The 16690-nt window shown below is 54.9% G+C and carries 11 protein-coding genes and 1 pseudogene; 9 read left to right on the top strand and 3 right to left on the bottom strand.

The annotated features are described in order from the left end of the window. Positions 1–30 precede the first annotated feature (30 nt). From rlmD to eno, 5 genes are all read left to right on the top strand, one after another. Positions 31–1329: a 23S rRNA (uracil(1939)-C(5))-methyltransferase RlmD gene (gene rlmD, locus V6942_RS07455; RefSeq protein WP_333501045.1), complete on the top strand. Its 1299-nt coding sequence runs from the start codon at positions 31–33 to the stop codon at positions 1327–1329. 50 nt (positions 1330–1379) lie between these two features. Beyond that, a complete protein-coding gene (relA, locus tag V6942_RS07450; protein WP_106926035.1) occupies positions 1380–3611 on the top strand; it encodes a GTP diphosphokinase in 2232 nt (743 codons plus the stop codon). A 111-nt stretch (positions 3612–3722) separates the two neighbouring features. Continuing rightward, positions 3723–4514 carry a nucleoside triphosphate pyrophosphohydrolase gene (gene mazG / locus V6942_RS07445; protein WP_106926037.1) on the top strand — a complete coding sequence of 264 codons (792 nt, stop codon included), beginning with the start codon at positions 3723–3725 and terminating at the stop codon, positions 4512–4514. 223 nt (positions 4515–4737) lie between these two features. Then, positions 4738–6375 carry a glutamine hydrolyzing CTP synthase gene (gene pyrG, locus V6942_RS07440; protein WP_106926039.1) on the top strand — a complete coding sequence of 546 codons (1638 nt, stop codon included), beginning with the start codon at positions 4738–4740 and terminating at the stop codon, positions 6373–6375. Positions 6376–6454: 79 nt separating this feature from the next. Further along, positions 6455–7753, top strand: a complete 1299-nt coding sequence (gene eno, locus V6942_RS07435) for a phosphopyruvate hydratase (RefSeq protein ID WP_106926041.1) — start codon at positions 6455–6457, stop codon at positions 7751–7753. A 50-nt stretch (positions 7754–7803) separates the two neighbouring features. On the opposite strand, the gene V6942_RS07430 is transcribed toward eno, so the two are convergent. Further along, entirely contained in the window at positions 7804–8913 is a 1110-nt protein-coding gene (locus V6942_RS07430) for an SDR family oxidoreductase (RefSeq protein WP_106926043.1), read from the bottom strand. A 528-nt stretch (positions 8914–9441) separates the two neighbouring features. On the opposite strand from V6942_RS07430, the gene queE reads away from it, so the two are divergent. Next, entirely contained in the window at positions 9442–10113 is a 672-nt protein-coding gene (queE, locus tag V6942_RS07425; RefSeq protein ID WP_106926045.1) for a 7-carboxy-7-deazaguanine synthase QueE, read from the top strand. A gap of 137 nt (positions 10114–10250) precedes the next feature. Here the strand turns inward: queE and agp are convergent. Together agp and queD are read right to left on the bottom strand one after the other, a co-directional pair. After that, positions 10251–11492: pseudogene (gene agp / locus V6942_RS07420) on the bottom strand (bifunctional glucose-1-phosphatase/inositol phosphatase). A 165-nt stretch (positions 11493–11657) separates the two neighbouring features. Continuing rightward, positions 11658–12023: a 6-carboxytetrahydropterin synthase QueD gene (gene queD / locus V6942_RS07415; RefSeq protein ID WP_181357981.1), complete on the bottom strand. Its 366-nt coding sequence runs from the start codon at positions 12021–12023 to the stop codon at positions 11658–11660. A gap of 304 nt (positions 12024–12327) precedes the next feature. On the opposite strand from queD, the gene cysJ reads away from it, so the two are divergent. The 3 genes from cysJ (at position 12328) to cysH (ending at position 16678) form a co-directional block, all read left to right on the top strand. Continuing rightward, a complete protein-coding gene (gene cysJ / locus V6942_RS07410) occupies positions 12328–14130 on the top strand; it encodes an NADPH-dependent assimilatory sulfite reductase flavoprotein subunit (RefSeq protein ID WP_333501044.1) in 1803 nt (600 codons plus the stop codon). Then, positions 14130–15842: an assimilatory sulfite reductase (NADPH) hemoprotein subunit gene (gene cysI, locus V6942_RS07405; protein ID WP_106926051.1), complete on the top strand. Its 1713-nt coding sequence runs from the start codon at positions 14130–14132 to the stop codon at positions 15840–15842. The genes cysJ and cysI overlap by 1 nt, the downstream gene beginning before the upstream one ends. A 101-nt stretch (positions 15843–15943) precedes the next feature. Continuing rightward, positions 15944–16678 carry a phosphoadenosine phosphosulfate reductase gene (cysH, locus tag V6942_RS07400; RefSeq protein ID WP_106926053.1) on the top strand — a complete coding sequence of 245 codons (735 nt, stop codon included), beginning with the start codon at positions 15944–15946 and terminating at the stop codon, positions 16676–16678. Positions 16679–16690: the final 12 nt, after the last annotated feature.

The raw sequence follows: 16690 nt of genomic DNA, 5'->3' as shown, positions 1-16690 counted from the left end.
CAATATATTTGATTGAGAAAAATCTCTACGATGGCGCAATTCTACTCTGCAAAACGGCGCGTGACGACGCGTCAGATCATAACCGTGACAGTCAGCGATCTTGATCCCTTTGGGCAAGGTGTGGCGCGCCACAACGGTAAAGCATTATTCATCAATGGCTTACTTCCAGAAGAACGGGCTGAAATTACCCTCACGGAAGATAAAAAACAGTATGCGCGCGGCCAGGTCAAACGTCGTCTGAACGACAGCCCGGAGCGCGTTTTGCCGCGCTGCCCGCACTTTGGCGTCTGTGGCGGCTGCCAGCAGCAGCATGCTGCGGTTGCACTACAACAGCGCAGCAAGCGCTCGGCGCTTAATCGTTTAATGAAGCATGAGGTTGATGAGGTTATCGCCGGTGACGCCTGGGGATACCGCCGCCGTGCGCGTCTGAGCTTGAATTATCAGCCGAAGACCCAACAGTTGCAGATGGGTTTTCGCAAGGCGAATTCGAACGATATTATCGATGTGGTGCAATGCCCCGTTTTGGTGCCCGCTCTTGAGGCGCTGCTGCCGGCGGTGCGTGAATGCCTGAGTAACCTGAAGGGGCAACGTCAGCTCGGACATGTGGAGCTGGTGGGCGCGGACAACGGCGCGTTGATGGTGCTGCGCCACACCGCGGCGCTGAGCGACGACGATAAAGAAAAACTGGAACGCTTTTCGCATTCTTCCGGCGTGGCGCTGTATCTGGCGCCGGAAAGCGAGATACTTGAACGCGTTACCGGTGAAGCCCCCTGGTATTCTTCAGACGGTCTACGCTTAACCTTCAGCCCGCGTGATTTTATTCAGGTGAACGACGGCGTAAACCAGCAGATGGTGGCCACGGCATTAGCATGGCTGGATGTACAGCCCACAGACCGAGTGCTGGATCTGTTCTGCGGTATGGGTAACTTTACGCTGCCGCTGGCGAAGCGTGCGGCGAGCGTCGTCGGGGTAGAAGGCGTTCCGGCGCTGGTGGCGAAGGGGCGTGAGAACGCCGCGCAGAATCATCTCGAAAATGTCACTTTCTTCCATGAGAATCTGGAGGACGACGTCACCCGTCAGAGCTGGGCGAAGCATGGTTTTGACAAAGTTTTACTCGATCCTGCCCGTGCTGGCGCACCGGGCGTGATGCAGCATGTTATAAAATTAGCGCCGACGCGGGTGGTGTACGTGTCCTGCAACCCGGCTACACTTGCGCGCGATAGCGAGGCGTTGCTGAGTGCGGGTTACCAAATTCAGCGTCTGGCAATGCTTGATATGTTCCCGCACACTGGGCACCAGGAATCTATGGTGCTGTTTGAGCGTCGGTAATAACGGTGGCTTGTCGACTTCGACAGGCCGGTCCCTGAAAGGAGAGGACAATGGTTGCGGTAAGAAGTGCACATCTCAATAAAGCTGGTGAGTTTGACCCACAGAAATGGATCGCAAGTCTGGGAATTTCCAGCCAGCAGTCGTGTGAACGCTTAGCCGAGACCTGGGATTATTGTCGCCGACAGACCGTAGGGCGCGATGACGCCGAGCTGATGCTTTGGCGCGGGGTTGAGATGGTCGAGATCCTCTCCACGCTGAGTATGGATAACGACACGCTGCGTGCGGCGCTGCTGTTCCCGTTAGTCGACGCTAACGTGGTGAGTGAAGAAGTGCTCAGCGAGAGCGCCGGAAAATCGGTTGTTACCCTGATTCACGGCGTGCGCGATATGGCGGCGATTCGTCAGCTGAAGGCGACGCATACCGACGCGGTATCCTCCGAACAGGTCGACAACGTGCGCCGCATGCTGCTGGCCATGGTCGATGATTTTCGCTGCGTGGTGATTAAGCTCGCCGAGCGCATTGCTCACCTGCGCGAAGTGAAAGACGCGCCGGAAGATGAACGCGTGCTGGCGGCGAAAGAGTGTACCAACATCTACGCTCCGCTCGCCAACCGTCTCGGCATTGGCCAACTGAAATGGGAGCTGGAGGATTACTGCTTCCGCTACCTGCACCCGGCCGAGTACAAGCGCATTGCCAAACTGCTGCACGAGCGCCGCATCGACCGCGAACATTACATCAATGAGTTTGTCGGCCACCTGCGCAGCGAAATGAAAACCGAAGGGGTGAAGGCCGAGGTTTATGGCCGTCCGAAGCATATCTACAGCATCTGGCGCAAAATGCAGAAAAAACACCTCGCCTTCGACGAGCTGTTTGACGTGCGCGCGGTGCGCATCGTCGCCGAGCGTTTACAGGACTGCTACGCCGCGTTGGGGATAGTGCACACTCACTATCGCCACCTCCCTGATGAGTTCGACGACTACGTGGCTAACCCAAAACCCAACGGTTATCAGTCTATCCATACCGTAGTACTGGGGCCGGGTGGCAAAACGGTTGAGATCCAGATTCGTACTAAACAGATGCATGAAGATGCCGAGCTGGGTGTCGCCGCGCACTGGAAGTACAAAGAAGGTACTGCCAGCGGGCCACGCTCCGGCCATGAAGATCGTATTGCCTGGCTGCGTAAGCTGATTGCGTGGCAGGAAGAAATGGCTGACTCGGGCGAAATGCTCGACGAAGTGCGCAGCCAGGTCTTTGATGACCGCGTTTACGTGTTTACGCCAAAAGGTGACGTGGTGGATCTGCCGGCGGGATCAACGCCGCTGGACTTTGCCTACCACATTCACAGCGACGTCGGTCACCGCTGCATTGGCGCGAAAATTGGCGGGCGTATTGTGCCGTTTACCTACCAGCTACAGATGGGCGATCAGATTGAAATCATCACCCAGAAGCAGCCGAACCCGAGCCGCGACTGGCTGAACCCGAACCTGGGCTACGTAACGACCAGCCGCGGGCGTTCAAAAATCCACGCCTGGTTCCGCAAACAGGACAAAGACAAGAACGTGCTGGCCGGTCGACAAATCCTCGACGACGAGCTGGCGCAGCTGGGGATCAGCCTCAAGGAAGCCGAAAAACACCTGCTGCCGCGCTACAACTTTAACGACGTTGAAGAGCTGCTGGCGGCCATTGGCGGCGGCGACATTCGCCTCAACCAGATGGTCAACTTCCTGCAGGCGCAGTTCAATAAACCAAGCGCCGCCGAGCAGGACGCGGCAGCGCTCAAGCAGTTGCAGCAGAAAACCTACACGCCGCAGAATCGCAGCAAAGATAACGGCCGCGTGGTGGTAGAAGGCGTGGGTAATCTGATGCACCACATTGCCCGCTGCTGCCAGCCGATTCCCGGCGACGAGATTGTTGGCTTTATTACTCAGGGACGCGGGATTTCCGTACACCGCGCCGACTGTGAACAGCTGGCGGAGCTGCAGTCGCATGCCCCTGAGCGTATCGTTGATGCCGTCTGGGGCGAAAGCTACTCGGCGGGCTACTCGCTGGTGGTTCGCGTGCAGGCCAACGACCGCAGCGGCCTGCTGCGTGATATCACCACGATTCTCGCCAACGAGAAGGTTAACGTGCTGGGCGTTGCCAGCCGCAGCGACACCAAACAGCAGATGGCAACTATCGATATGACGATTGAAATCTATAACCTGCAGGTGTTGGGACGCGTGCTTGGCAAGCTCAATCAGGTGCCGGACGTGATCGACGCGCGCCGCCTGCACGGCGGGTAATCTTTCTGTAGGCCGGATAAGGCGAAGCCGCCATCCGGCAATTTCACCACGCCGGATGGCGGCATAAATGCCTTATCCGGCCTGCTATTTTTAAATTTCCAGGATTGTCACATGACTCAAATCGACCGACTGCTCGGCATCATGCAGCGCCTGCGCGACCCGGAAAACGGCTGCCCGTGGGACAAAGAGCAGACGTTCAGCTCTATTGCCCCTTACACCCTCGAAGAGACATACGAAGTGCTCGATGCGATTGCGCGCGAAGACTTTGACGACCTGCGCGGCGAGCTGGGTGACCTGCTATTCCAGGTCGTGTTTTACGCCCAGATGGCCCAGGAAGAAGGGCGCTTTGATTTCAACGATATTTGCGCAGCCATCTGCGACAAGCTGGAACGCCGCCATCCGCATATTTTTGGCGACGCGCGCGCCAGCAACAGCCAGGAAGTGCTGGCCCGCTGGGAGCAAATCAAAACCGCCGAACGCGCGGAAAAGGCGCAGCATTCTGCGCTGGACGACATTCCACGCGCTTTCCCGGCCCTGATGCGAGCGCACAAAATCCAGAAGCGCTGCTCGGCTGTCGGCTTTGACTGGACGACGCTGGGCCCGGTGCTGGACAAAGTGTACGAAGAGATCGACGAAGTCATGGACGAAGCCAGGCAGGCGGTGGTTGATGAGGCTAAACTGGAAGAGGAGATGGGCGATCTGCTGTTCGCGACCGTTAATCTGTCTCGCCATTTAGGGGTAAAAGCCGAGACCGCGCTTCAAAAAGCCAACGAAAAATTTGAACGCCGTTTCCGCGAAGTGGAGCGAATTGTCGCGGCGCGCGGCCTGGAAATGACCGGCGTAGACCTCGATGTGATGGAAGAAGTTTGGCAGCAGGTAAAGCAGCAGGAACATGATCTCTAAAGAATTTTTGCGGGGAAGGGCGAAAAGTGCGAAATCTTAAATGACAAGCGCTTGATTTGCGTCAAAAACATTTACCCAAAAGGGGCTATTTTCTCACTCCCCATGTTTGTTTCTGCGGCGATTGAGGAGCGAGAATGAAAGTTTGTGGCGCTCGCCATGTTCGGGTATACTACTTTCCCGTCTTGGTTATTCCATCGTTTCACCCTAACTTCTCAGGTTCAGCATGACAACGAACTATATTTTTGTGACCGGCGGGGTCGTATCCTCTCTGGGTAAAGGCATTGCCGCAGCCTCCCTGGCAGCCATTCTTGAAGCCCGTGGCCTCAACGTGACCATGATGAAATTGGATCCGTACATCAACGTCGATCCAGGCACCATGAGCCCGATCCAACACGGGGAAGTGTTCGTTACCGAAGACGGCGCTGAAACCGACCTGGACCTGGGTCACTACGAGCGTTTCATCCGCACCAAAATGACGCGCCGCAATAACTTCACGACCGGTCGTATCTACTCCGACGTTCTGCGTAAAGAACGCCGCGGTGACTATCTGGGCGCGACCGTACAGGTCATTCCTCACATTACCAACGCCATTAAAGAGCGTGTCCTTGCCGGTGGCGAAGGTCACGACGTGGTACTGGTCGAAATCGGCGGTACCGTAGGTGATATCGAATCCCTGCCGTTCCTGGAAGCGATTCGTCAGCTGGCGGTTGATATTGGTCGTGAACACGCGCTGTTCATGCACCTGACTCTGGTGCCTTACCTGGCGGCTGCCGGTGAAGTGAAAACTAAACCGACTCAGCACTCCGTCAAAGAACTGCTTTCTATCGGTATTCAGCCAGATATTCTGATCTGCCGCTCCGATCGCGCGGTTCCGGCCAACGAACGTGCAAAAATTGCATTGTTCTGTAATGTGCCAGAAAAAGCGGTTATTTCGATGAAAGACGTCGATTCCATTTATAAAATTCCAGGCCTGTTGAAATCTCAGGGGCTGGACGATTATATTTGTAAACGATTCAGCTTAAACTGCCCGGAAGCAAACCTGGCCGAATGGGAACAGGTTATCTACGAAGAAGCGAACCCGGCAGGCGAAGTCACGATTGGTATGGTCGGCAAGTACATTGAACTGCCGGACGCCTACAAATCCGTGATTGAAGCGCTGAAGCACGGTGGTCTGAAAAACCGCGTTAGCGTCAACATCAAGCTGATTGACTCGCAGGATGTGGAAACGCGCGGCGTCGAAATTCTGAAAGATTTGGATGCTATCCTGATCCCTGGCGGCTTCGGCTACCGTGGTGTAGAAGGTAAGATCGCGACCGCGCGCTATGCGCGTGAAAATAATATTCCTTATCTGGGCATCTGCCTGGGTATGCAGGTTGCGCTGATTGAGTTTGCGCGCAACGTTGCGGGGATGGACAACGCCAACTCCACGGAATTTGTGCCAGACTGTAAGTACCCGGTTGTGGCGCTCATTACCGAATGGCGTGATGAAGAAGGCAATGTCGAAGTTCGTACTGAAAAGAGCGACCTCGGCGGCACCATGCGCCTTGGCGCGCAGCAGTGCCAGCTTAGCGATGACAGCCTGGTACGTCAGATGTACGGCGAACCCACTATCGTTGAACGTCACCGTCACCGCTATGAAGTCAACAACATGTTGTTGAAACAGATTGAAGCTGCAGGTCTGCGCGTTGCGGGCCGTTCCGGTGATGATCAGTTGGTCGAGATCATCGAAGTACCGAATCACCCGTGGTTCGTTGCTTGTCAGTTCCATCCGGAGTTTACTTCCACGCCGCGTGATGGGCACCCGCTGTTTGCTGGCTTTGTGAAAGCCGCAGGCGAGTACCAGAAGCGCCAGGCGAAGTAAAAAAAGTTAGAACGGCAGCGCCCCACGAGGGGCGTTGTTTGTCTGGAGTTTTAGTTTAACTTGTACTGAGGAAAACCTAATGTCCAAAATCGTTAAAATCATCGGTCGTGAAATCATCGACTCCCGTGGTAACCCGACTGTTGAAGCAGAAGTACACCTGGAAGGTGGTTTCGTCGGTATGGCAGCTGCCCCGTCAGGTGCTTCTACTGGTTCCCGCGAAGCGCTGGAACTGCGCGATGGCGACAAATCCCGTTTCATGGGTAAAGGCGTACTGAAAGCGGTTGCCGCTGTTAACGGTCCGATTGCTCAGGCTCTGCTGGGTAAAGATGCTAAAGATCAGGCTGGCATCGACAAGATCATGATCGATCTGGACGGTACTGAAAACAAATCCAACTTTGGCGCGAACGCAATCCTGGCCGTTTCTCTGGCAAACGCCAAAGCAGCAGCTGCCGCTAAAGGCCTGCCGCTGTACGCTCACATCGCTGAGCTGAACGGTACTCCGGGCAAATACTCCATGCCGGTTCCGATGATGAACATCATCAACGGCGGCGAGCACGCTGACAACAACGTCGACATTCAGGAATTCATGATTCAGCCAGTTGGCGCGAAATCCCTGAAAGAAGCCGTACGTATGGGTTCCGAAGTGTTCCACAACCTGGCTAAAGTTCTGAAAGCTAAAGGTATGAACACTGCTGTTGGTGACGAAGGCGGCTACGCTCCTAACCTGGGCTCCAACGCTGAAGCTCTGGCTGTTATCGCTGAAGCGGTTAAAGCAGCTGGCTACGAGCTGGGCAAAGACATCACTCTGGCGATGGACTGTGCAGCGTCTGAATTCTACAAAGACGGTAAATACGTTCTGGCTGGCGAAGGCAACAAAGCATTCACCTCCGAAGAATTCACTCACTTCCTGGAAGAACTGACCAAACAGTACCCGATCGTGTCCATCGAAGATGGTCTGGACGAGTCTGACTGGGATGGTTTCGCATACCAGACTAAAGTACTGGGCGACAAAATCCAGCTGGTTGGTGACGACCTGTTCGTAACCAACACCAAGATCCTGAAAGAAGGCATCGAAAAAGGCATCGTTAACTCCATCCTGATCAAATTCAACCAGATCGGTTCTCTGACCGAAACTCTGGCTGCGATCAAAATGGCGAAAGACGCTGGCTACACCGCTGTCATCTCTCACCGTTCTGGCGAAACTGAAGACGCTACCATCGCTGACCTGGCTGTTGGTACCGCTGCTGGCCAGATCAAAACGGGTTCTATGAGCCGTTCTGACCGCGTTGCTAAATACAACCAGCTGATTCGTATCGAAGAAGCGCTGGGTGCACAGGCTCCGTACAACGGTCGTAAAGAGATCAAAGGCCAGGCGTAATCCTGTCTTTATCTGATATAAAAATGCCAGCCTTCGGGCTGGCATTTTTTTTATTTGAAATCGACCGCCATCTGCTGAGGGATCGATAGCCCGCGGGTTGTCTGCACGCAGCGATCGATATAGTCGGTAAAACGAGGGGGTTTGGGCATGCCCATGCTCAGCAGCTTATCGTTGCTGAAGCGCACGTTCAGCGTGGCGAACGCGCCGTACAGCCGCATGGCTTTCAACATCAGCCGCTCGTTACAGGGCCCGAAGATGCCTTTAAGCTCGCGGCGCATTTTCACCAGCGTCTCATAGCTTACCTGCGCATAGCGGTCGCCAACCGGTGCCTGCTCCAGCGCTGTCGCCATCGCACTGTCAATGTCGGCAAAACGAACGCTGTTCTCTTCCCCGGCGGAGATGTGCACCACTTCCCCCTGTGCGAGCGGTGAATGAAGCAGCATCAGCAGCGCGCTGGCGCAATAGTCCACCGGAATCACGTCGATGCGGTCTTCCATTGAACACATAAATTTTTGCAGCATCAGCCCCATGCTAAACACCCAGAAGATGCTGCTGGACGGCTGGCAGCCGTGGTGAGTATGACCCACCACGATTGAGGGGCGAGCAATAACTAACGGCAGCGCAGGGCACTGTTGTTGCATCAGCTGTTCAATGGTCGATTTAGAATGGGTGTACTCGACGAGGTGTTCCGCGCGCTCGCGAAATGCGGCGCTCTCGGCTACCAGAGAGTCTGGTTCCGGCGAGCAGGACATCGCTGTGCCAACGTGGAGAAAACGCTGCAGGCCTTCTACCTGTGCCATGCGCTGGGCAAACTTCAGCGTACCTTCCACGTTGACCTTCCAGATCAGCGGGTTGTTACCGAATGACGCTACGGCGGCACAGTTCAGCACGTGGGTAACCTGCGCCAGACGTGGGTCATTAAGAAACCCTTCCGGTGTGGCTAAATCGCCCAGCAGGATATTGCGTTCGCTTAAACCCGCGAGCTGCTCCTCGCTGAGATTGAACTTGCGCAGGTTTGCTTTCACCCGTGCGACAGCCTCTGCACCGTTTTCAGCACGTACTAAAAGCAGTAATTGAGGATGGTTATTGCCATTGAGGATCGCTTCCAGCGCCGCTCCACCCAAAAAACCGGTAACGCCCGTCACTAATAATGTATTCATGAGTACTGTCTCATCAGGGTTGGTTTGCGGATTCTAGGATGAGAAAAGTAAACGGTGATTAAATAAAGAATGGCCGCTTTATGGCGTGTCTTAAGCTTATTTTAAGACTCGGCATGAATGTGGATTACATTCGACAAGTCGCGCTTTGTAAAAATTCAATAAAAATCAATTATAATTATATATTGTTGATTTTATTGTAAATTTATTTATTTCTGAGTTGTAAATTAAAACATTATTTGTTACATCAAAAGTGGCATTTTTTCTTTGTGAAATAAATGAATTATCCGGTTTTAGTGGCGAAATGTTTGCAGGCTAAGTTTTATAATGGTTGGTATGGTTAAATTGAAAAATAATACAATCAACGTTTCGACAACGGAGTTAATTCATTTTCGCGGCGTGTCGTTTTAAAAGATATCTTTAATCAGAAGCGCGGCGTGCGGCGTGTACTCGCGGTTGCGCAAGAAGTGCGCGGGATCGTTGGGGCGAAGTATGCAATAATAACGGTTTACCACTATTGAAGAGTTGACGATGCAGTACCCGATTAACGAGATGTTCCAGACCCTGCAGGGCGAAGGTTATTTTACTGGCGTTCCCGCCATTTTTATTCGTTTACAGGGATGCCCGGTAGGCTGTGCCTGGTGTGACACTAAACATACCTGGGAGAAGCTCGAGGATCGGGAAGTTTCTCTGTTCAGTATCCTGGCAAAAACCAAAGAGAGCGATAAATGGGGCGCGGCAAGTAGCGAAGACCTGCTGGCGATTATTGGCCGCCAGGGCTGGACGGCGCGCCACGTGGTTATTACCGGCGGTGAACCGTGTATTCACGATCTGACCCCGCTTACCACAATGCTCGAGCAGAATGGCTTCAGCTGCCAGATTGAAACCAGCGGCACGCATGAAGTGCGCTGTTCACACAGTACCTGGGTTACCGTCTCACCAAAAGTGAATATGCGCGGCGGCTTCGACGTGCTGTCGCAGGCGCTGGCCCGCGCCGATGAAATCAAGCACCCGGTAGGCCGCGTGCGCGACATCGAAGCGCTGGACGAACTGCTTGAGACGCTCTCCGACGATAAGCCCCGCATTATTGCCCTGCAGCCTATCAGCCAGAAAGAAGACGCTACGCGCCTGTGCATTGAAACCTGTATCGCACGTAACTGGCGTTTATCGATGCAGACGCATAAGTATCTGAATATCGCCTAAGACGCTGTTCTTAACCCAGGGCGAGGGGCAATCCGCCTCGCCCGTGGTTTTTTCGTCGGCTGGATAAGGCGACGCCGGCACTGGTCAATTTGCACCGTAGTGCCCGATGGTGACGCGCTTAGCAGGCCTGCTGATTATTACCTGGCGGCCTCATTCATCAGCTTCGAGAAACGGTCCATCGGACAGAAACCGTTGGCATCCACCGGGCAGCCTTTCAACGCCAGCGTGACGCGCTGTGGCGGTGTTTCCAGCGTCAGCTTATCGGCATTACGCAACTGTTCGGTGCTCTGATAAACGTACTCAATTTTCATTAAGTCCCGATTTTCTTTTGCGTCATGCCAGCGCTGGAAAACGATTTTTCCGCCAATGGGCGTACGCTCATATTGGCCAGGAAGCGTGTAGGCGTCGAAATCGAGCGCGGTTAACAGCGAAGCAATGTTGGAATCATGGCCGACTAATACGGTCACTTTTGGCGCTTTTGCCGCCTCGGTCACCAGCGCATTATCGATATATTTTACCAGCGGTTTTGCGACGTTCTGCGCCACTTCCGTTGAGGTAAACAGGCTATCCTAGTAGCCGTTTTTCAGCTGCGACAGCAGTTGCCACTGCTTATCCGTTTTAATTTCACCCCATGCCACCTGATCCAGCGGGAAACCTTCGTAATATTGCAGCGTAAACGCATCGACGAGCGAGTTACCCACCGCCAGCGGGCCTTTCACGCTCGGCTCTTTTTGGTAGTTAGCGCTAAAGCTGTCTTTTGCTTCGCTCAGAGAGCACTGCTGTTTTTCTTTGCAGGACGGAGAGTCCTGATAGCGAATGATTTGCGACAGCAGTTTAAAGCTTTCGTCCAGATGTTTACCCTGGCGCTCTTTTTCCATCGCCTGCACCGCTTTTTCGCGGAAGGCGTCAGAATCATTGGTGATCACTGGGTTAAACGTAGGGTCCATTGTGCCCATTTTTTCTTGATGGTGGACCACAATATCGCAGCCGGGGAAGGCGCCGTTGATAAAGAACTGAGCGGTGGCGACGGTACGTTGCAGGCTATTGGCATAGGCATAAACGCTGTTCGGCGGCGGGCATTCTCCGCTGGTGACCAGACCCTGCTGCGCCAGCCACTCGCGCATATAGTGCCCCATATACACTTCCAGAATGCCGCCCTTGGTGGTGAGCTGGCCGCCAGGAACTTCCCACGTAGGCCACGCGTTTGGCGTCGACTGTTGCAGCACGCTGCCGTTAGTGGCAAGCGGTGCACGAAGGTTGTGACGGCTCATCACCAGCACCTGTTGAAGCTGATACCCATCCTCGGTCGTTGTCGCGGCGCTCGCGCCAGAGGCAATGCACAGCGCAGAGAGCGCTACCGCAAGAAACGTTTTCTTCATCCCTATTTCCTCATTATGTATTTACCAACCTAATGAGTCTGGCAGATGTGGGCAATTTTTCCGCGCGGCAGGCCGCAGAATGAAAAATCAGTGAAATGAGGATGATAGCGGAAATGGTGGACGAGGCGGGGGAGTCGTGTACCGGCTCCCCGCGTGCGGGAGAAATTACTCGCCGCGATAAACGCAGCCAGCGGTGCAGGTTTCTTTAACCATGACCGCGCTCAGCAGCGGCACAACCGGTTTAACCTGTTCCCAGATCCAGCGGGACAGCACTTCACTGGTCGGGTTCTCCAGGCCAGGGATATCGTTCAGATAGTAGTGATCCAGACGATCGTAGGTCGGTTTGAACGCCGCTTTCAGTTCGGCAAAATCCATGATCCAACCAGTATGGGGATCGACTTCACCGGTAATCTCAAGACGCACCATAAACGAATGGCCGTGCAGGCGACCGCACTTATGCCCTTTTGGCACATGTGGCAGGTGGTGGGCGGCTTCGAAGGTGAAATCTTTAAACAGTGTGGTGGACATCATGAACTCTCAGTCTTGCGGAAAAAAACGCCGCATAGTACCCGAATGCACATTTTTCTGCATTAACTAAAACGGCTAAACGGGCAATGCGTGCAAATATTGGTCATGGTTATAATTATTTTTCAATTATATCAATTGGTTATTAAATCTGTTTTATCGCTATTAACTACCAGGAAAACAGGTTAGTCCATTTGGTTATTTGATATTTCTATCACTTCTTTAATTGTTATTATCGTCGTCGTTAACCTTACATTCAGTTTTGTTTTTCCTGATTAGAAACAGCTTTGCTACTGGAACATAACGACGCATGACAACACAGTCTCCCCCTTCAGCTTTGCTCCCGCTTAATCCGGAGCAGCTGGCGCGCTTACAGGCCGCCACTACCGATTTAACACCGACCCAGCTTGCCTGGGTTTCCGGCTATTTTTGGGGCGTGCTTAACCAGCAGCCAGGCGCAGCGGTCGCAACAGCCGCGCCGGTAGCCGCTGAAGTCCCGAGCATCACGCTGATTTCCGCCTCGCAAACCGGCAACGCGCGCCGTGTTGCCGAAGCGCTGCGTGACGATCTGCTGGCCGCCAAACTGAACGTGAACCTGGTGAACGCCGGGGATTATAAATTCAAACAAATCGCGTCAGAAAAGCTGTTGGTGATAGTGACCTCTACGCAGGGTGAAGGGGAAACGCCGGAAGAGGCCGTTGCGCTGCAGAAGTTCCTGTTCTCGAAAAAAGCGCCGAAGCTGACCGATACCGCCTTTGCGGTGCTGGGTCTGGGCGATACCTCTTATGAGTTCTTCTGCCAGGCGGGGAAAGACTTCGACAGCAAGCTGGCTGAATTGGGCGGCGAGCGTTTGCTCGATCGCGTCGATGCTGACGTCGAATACCAGACCGCGGCTGCGCAGTGGCGCGAGCGTCTGGTTGAGGTGCTAAAAGCCCGTGCGCCAGCAGCGTCTTCCGTCGCGGCCGTGGCAAGCGGTGCGGTCAATGAGGTTCACTCCAGCCCGTACACCAAAGAAGCGCCGCTATCGGCATCGCTCTCGGTGAACCAGAAAATCACCGGCCGTGATTCGCAAAAAGATGTCCGTCATATCGAAATCGATCTCGGTGACTCCGGCCTGCGCTATCAGCCGGGCGACGCGCTGGGCGTGTGGTATCAGAACGATCCCTCGCTGGTCAAAGAGCTGGTTGAACTGCTGTGGCTGAAGGGCGATGAACCGGTCACGGTTAATGGCAAAACGCTGCCGCTGGCGGAAGCCCTGCAGTGGCACTTTGAGCTGACGGTCAACACTGCCAATATCGTGGAAAACTATGCCACCTTAACGCGCAGTGAATCGCTGCTGCCGCTGGTCGGTGATAAAGCCCAGCTTCAGCAATATGCGGCGACCACGCCAATCGTCGATATGGTGCGCTTCTCCCCGGCACAGCTCGACGCCGAAGCGTTAATCGGCCTGCTGCGTCCGCTGACCCCGCGCCTTTACTCCATCGCCTCGGCACAGGCGGAAGTCGAAAGTGAAGTGCACGTGACCGTCGGCGTCGTGCGTTATGACATTGAAGGGCGCGCCCGCGCAGGCGGCGCGTCCAGCTTCCTCGCCGATCGCGTGGAAGAAGAAGGTGAAGTTCGCGTGTTCATTGAACACAACGATAACTTCCGCCTGCCGGCAAACCCGCAGACGCCGGTGATTATGATTGGCCCGGGCACCGGTATTGCCCCGTTCCGCGCCTTTATGCAGCAGCGTGCTGCCGATGGCGCCGAAGGCAAGAACTGGTTGTTCTTCGGCAACCCGCATTTCACCGAAGATTTCCTGTATCAGGTGGAATGGCAGCGCTATGTAAAAGAGGGCGTGCTGAGCCGAATCGATCTGGCCTGGTCTCGCGATCAAAAAGAAAAAATCTACGTCCAAGACAAACTGCGCGAACAGGGCGCAGAGCTGTGGCGCTGGATCAATGACGGTGCCCACATTTATGTCTGCGGCGACGCTAATCGCATGGCGAAAGACGTTGAGCAGGCATTGCTGGAAGTGATTGCTGAATTCGGTGCAATGGACATCGAAGCGGCGGATGAATTTTTAAGTGAGCTGCGCGTTGAGCGCCGTTATCAGCGAGATGTCTACTAATGAGCGAAAAATACCCAGGGCCTTTAGTGGTCGAAGGCAAACTGACTGACGCCGAGCGCATGAAGCGTGAAAGTAATTTCCTGCGTGGCACCATCGCGGAAGACCTGAACGACGGCCTGACCGGCGGCTTCCACGGCGATAACTTCCTGCTGATCCGTTTCCACGGCATGTACCAGCAGGACGACCGCGATATCCGCGCCGAACGTGCCGAGCAGAAGCTGGAGCCGCGTCACGCCATGCTGCTGCGCTGTCGTTTGCCGGGCGGGGTGATCACCCCAACCCAGTGGAAGGCCATCGACAAATTTGCCGCGGATAACACCATTTACGGCAGCATCCGTCTGACTAACCGTCAGACCTTCCAGTTCCACGGTATTCTGAAGAAGAACGTGAAGCCGGTGCACCAGATGCTGCACTCCGTTGGCCTGGACGCACTGGCGACCGCCAACGACATGAACCGTAACGTGCTGTGCACCTCGAACCCATATGAGTCCGAGCTGCACGCGCAAGCCTATGAGTGGGCGAAAAAGATCTCCGAACATCTGCTGCCGCGTACTCGCGCCTATGCAGAGATCTGGCTCGATCAGGAAAAAGTCGCGACGACGGACGAAGAGCCGATCCTCGGTTCAACTTATCTGCCGCGTAAGTTTAAAACTACGGTGGTGATCCCGCCGCAGAACGATATCGATCTGCACGCCAACGACATGAACTTCGTGGCGATTGCCGAAAACGGCAAGCTGGTCGGTTTTAACCTGCTGGTCGGCGGCGGTCTCTCAATCGAACACGGCAACAAGAAAACCTATGCCCGTACCGCGAGCGAATTCGGCTTCCTGCCGCTGGAGCACACCCTGGCGGTGGCGGAAGCGGTGGTCACGACCCAGCGCGACTGGGGTAACCGTACCGATCGTAAAAATGCCAAAACCAAATACACCCTTGAACGCGTTGGTATCGACACGTTCAAAGAGGAAGTGGAGCGCCGTGCGGGGATCAAGTTTGAGCCGATCCGCCCGTACGAGTTCACCGGTCGTGGCGATCGCATTGGTTGGGTGAAAGGGATCGACAATAACTGGCACCTGACGCTGTTTATTGAAAACGGTCGTATTCTGGATTATCCGGGCCGTCCGCTGAAAACCGGGCTGCTGGAGATCGCGAAGATCCACAAAGGCGATTTCCGCATTACCGCTAACCAGAACCTGATTATTGCCGGTGTACCGGAAAGCCAGAAAGCGAAGGTAGAGAAGCTGGCGCGCGATCATGGGCTGATGAATGCAGTGAAGCCGCAGCGTGAAAACTCGATGGCCTGCGTGTCGTTCCCGACCTGTCCGCTGGCGATGGCCGAAGCCGAACGTTTCCTGCCGTCATTCACTGACAAAGTGGAAGCGATCCTGGAAAAGCATGGCATTCCTGACGAGCATATCGTGATGCGCGTCACCGGCTGCCCGAACGGCTGTGGCCGCGCGATGCTGGCGGAACTGGGGCTGGTGGGTAAAGCACCGGGTCGCTACAACGTACATCTGGGCGGTAACCGCATGGGCACGCGCATCCCGCGTATGTATCGCGAAAATATTACGGAATCGGAAATTCTCGACGCCGTTGACGAACTGGTCGGGCGCTGGGCGAAAGAGCGCGAAGCGGGTGAAGGCTTCGGTGACTTTACGGTGCGTGCGGGCATCATTCGCCCGGTGCTCGATCCCGCGCGTGATTTCTGGGAATAACCTGAACTGCCGGATGGCGGCATAAATGCTTTATCCGGCCTACCAACCGCGTAGGCCTGATAAGCGCAGCGCCATCAGGCAAGGCAAACAGCGAGGAACTTATGTCCAAACTCGATCTCAACGCGCTGAACGACCTGCCAAAAGTCGATCGCGTGCTGGCGCTGGCTGAAACCAACGCCGAACTGGAAAAGCTGAGCGCCGAGGAACGCGTGGCGTGGGCGCTGGAAAACCTGCCAGGTGAATATGTGCTGTCATCAAGCTTCGGTATTCAGGCCGCAGTAAGCCTGCATCTGGTGAATCAGATTCGCCCGGATATCCCGGTGATCCTGACCGATACCGGCTATCTGTTCCCGGAAACCTACCAGTTTATTGATGAGTTAACGGACAAACTCAAGCTGAATCTGCAGGTTTATCGCGCGAAAGAGAGCGCGGCCTGGCAGGAAGCACGCTACGGTAAGCTGTGGGAGCAGGGCGTCGAAGGCATTGAGAAATACAATGACATCAACAAGGTTGAGCCGATGAACCGGGCGCTGAAAGAGCTCAACGCGCAAACCTGGTTTGCCGGTCTGCGCCGCGAACAGTCCGGTAGCCGCGCCACGCTACCGGTGCTGGCGATTCAGCGCGGGGTCTTTAAGGTGCTGCCGATCATCGACTGGGATAACCGCACGGTGTATCAGTACCTGCAAAAGCACGGCCTGAAATACCATCCGCTGTGGGATCAGGGCTATCTGTCGGTGGGCGATACGCATACCACCCGTAAGTGGGAACCGGGGATGGCGGAAGAAGAGACGCGATTCTTTGGGCTCAAGCGCGAGTGCGGGCTGCACGAAGGCTAAGGTCTTTTTCTG

Source organism: Kluyvera genomosp. 2 (genome assembly GCF_036759865.1).
Classification (GTDB): domain Bacteria; phylum Pseudomonadota; class Gammaproteobacteria; order Enterobacterales; family Enterobacteriaceae; genus Kluyvera; species Kluyvera ascorbata_B.
The sequence above is the reverse complement of the archived record's forward strand: the minus strand, read 5'-3'. Positions and strand labels throughout refer to the sequence as shown.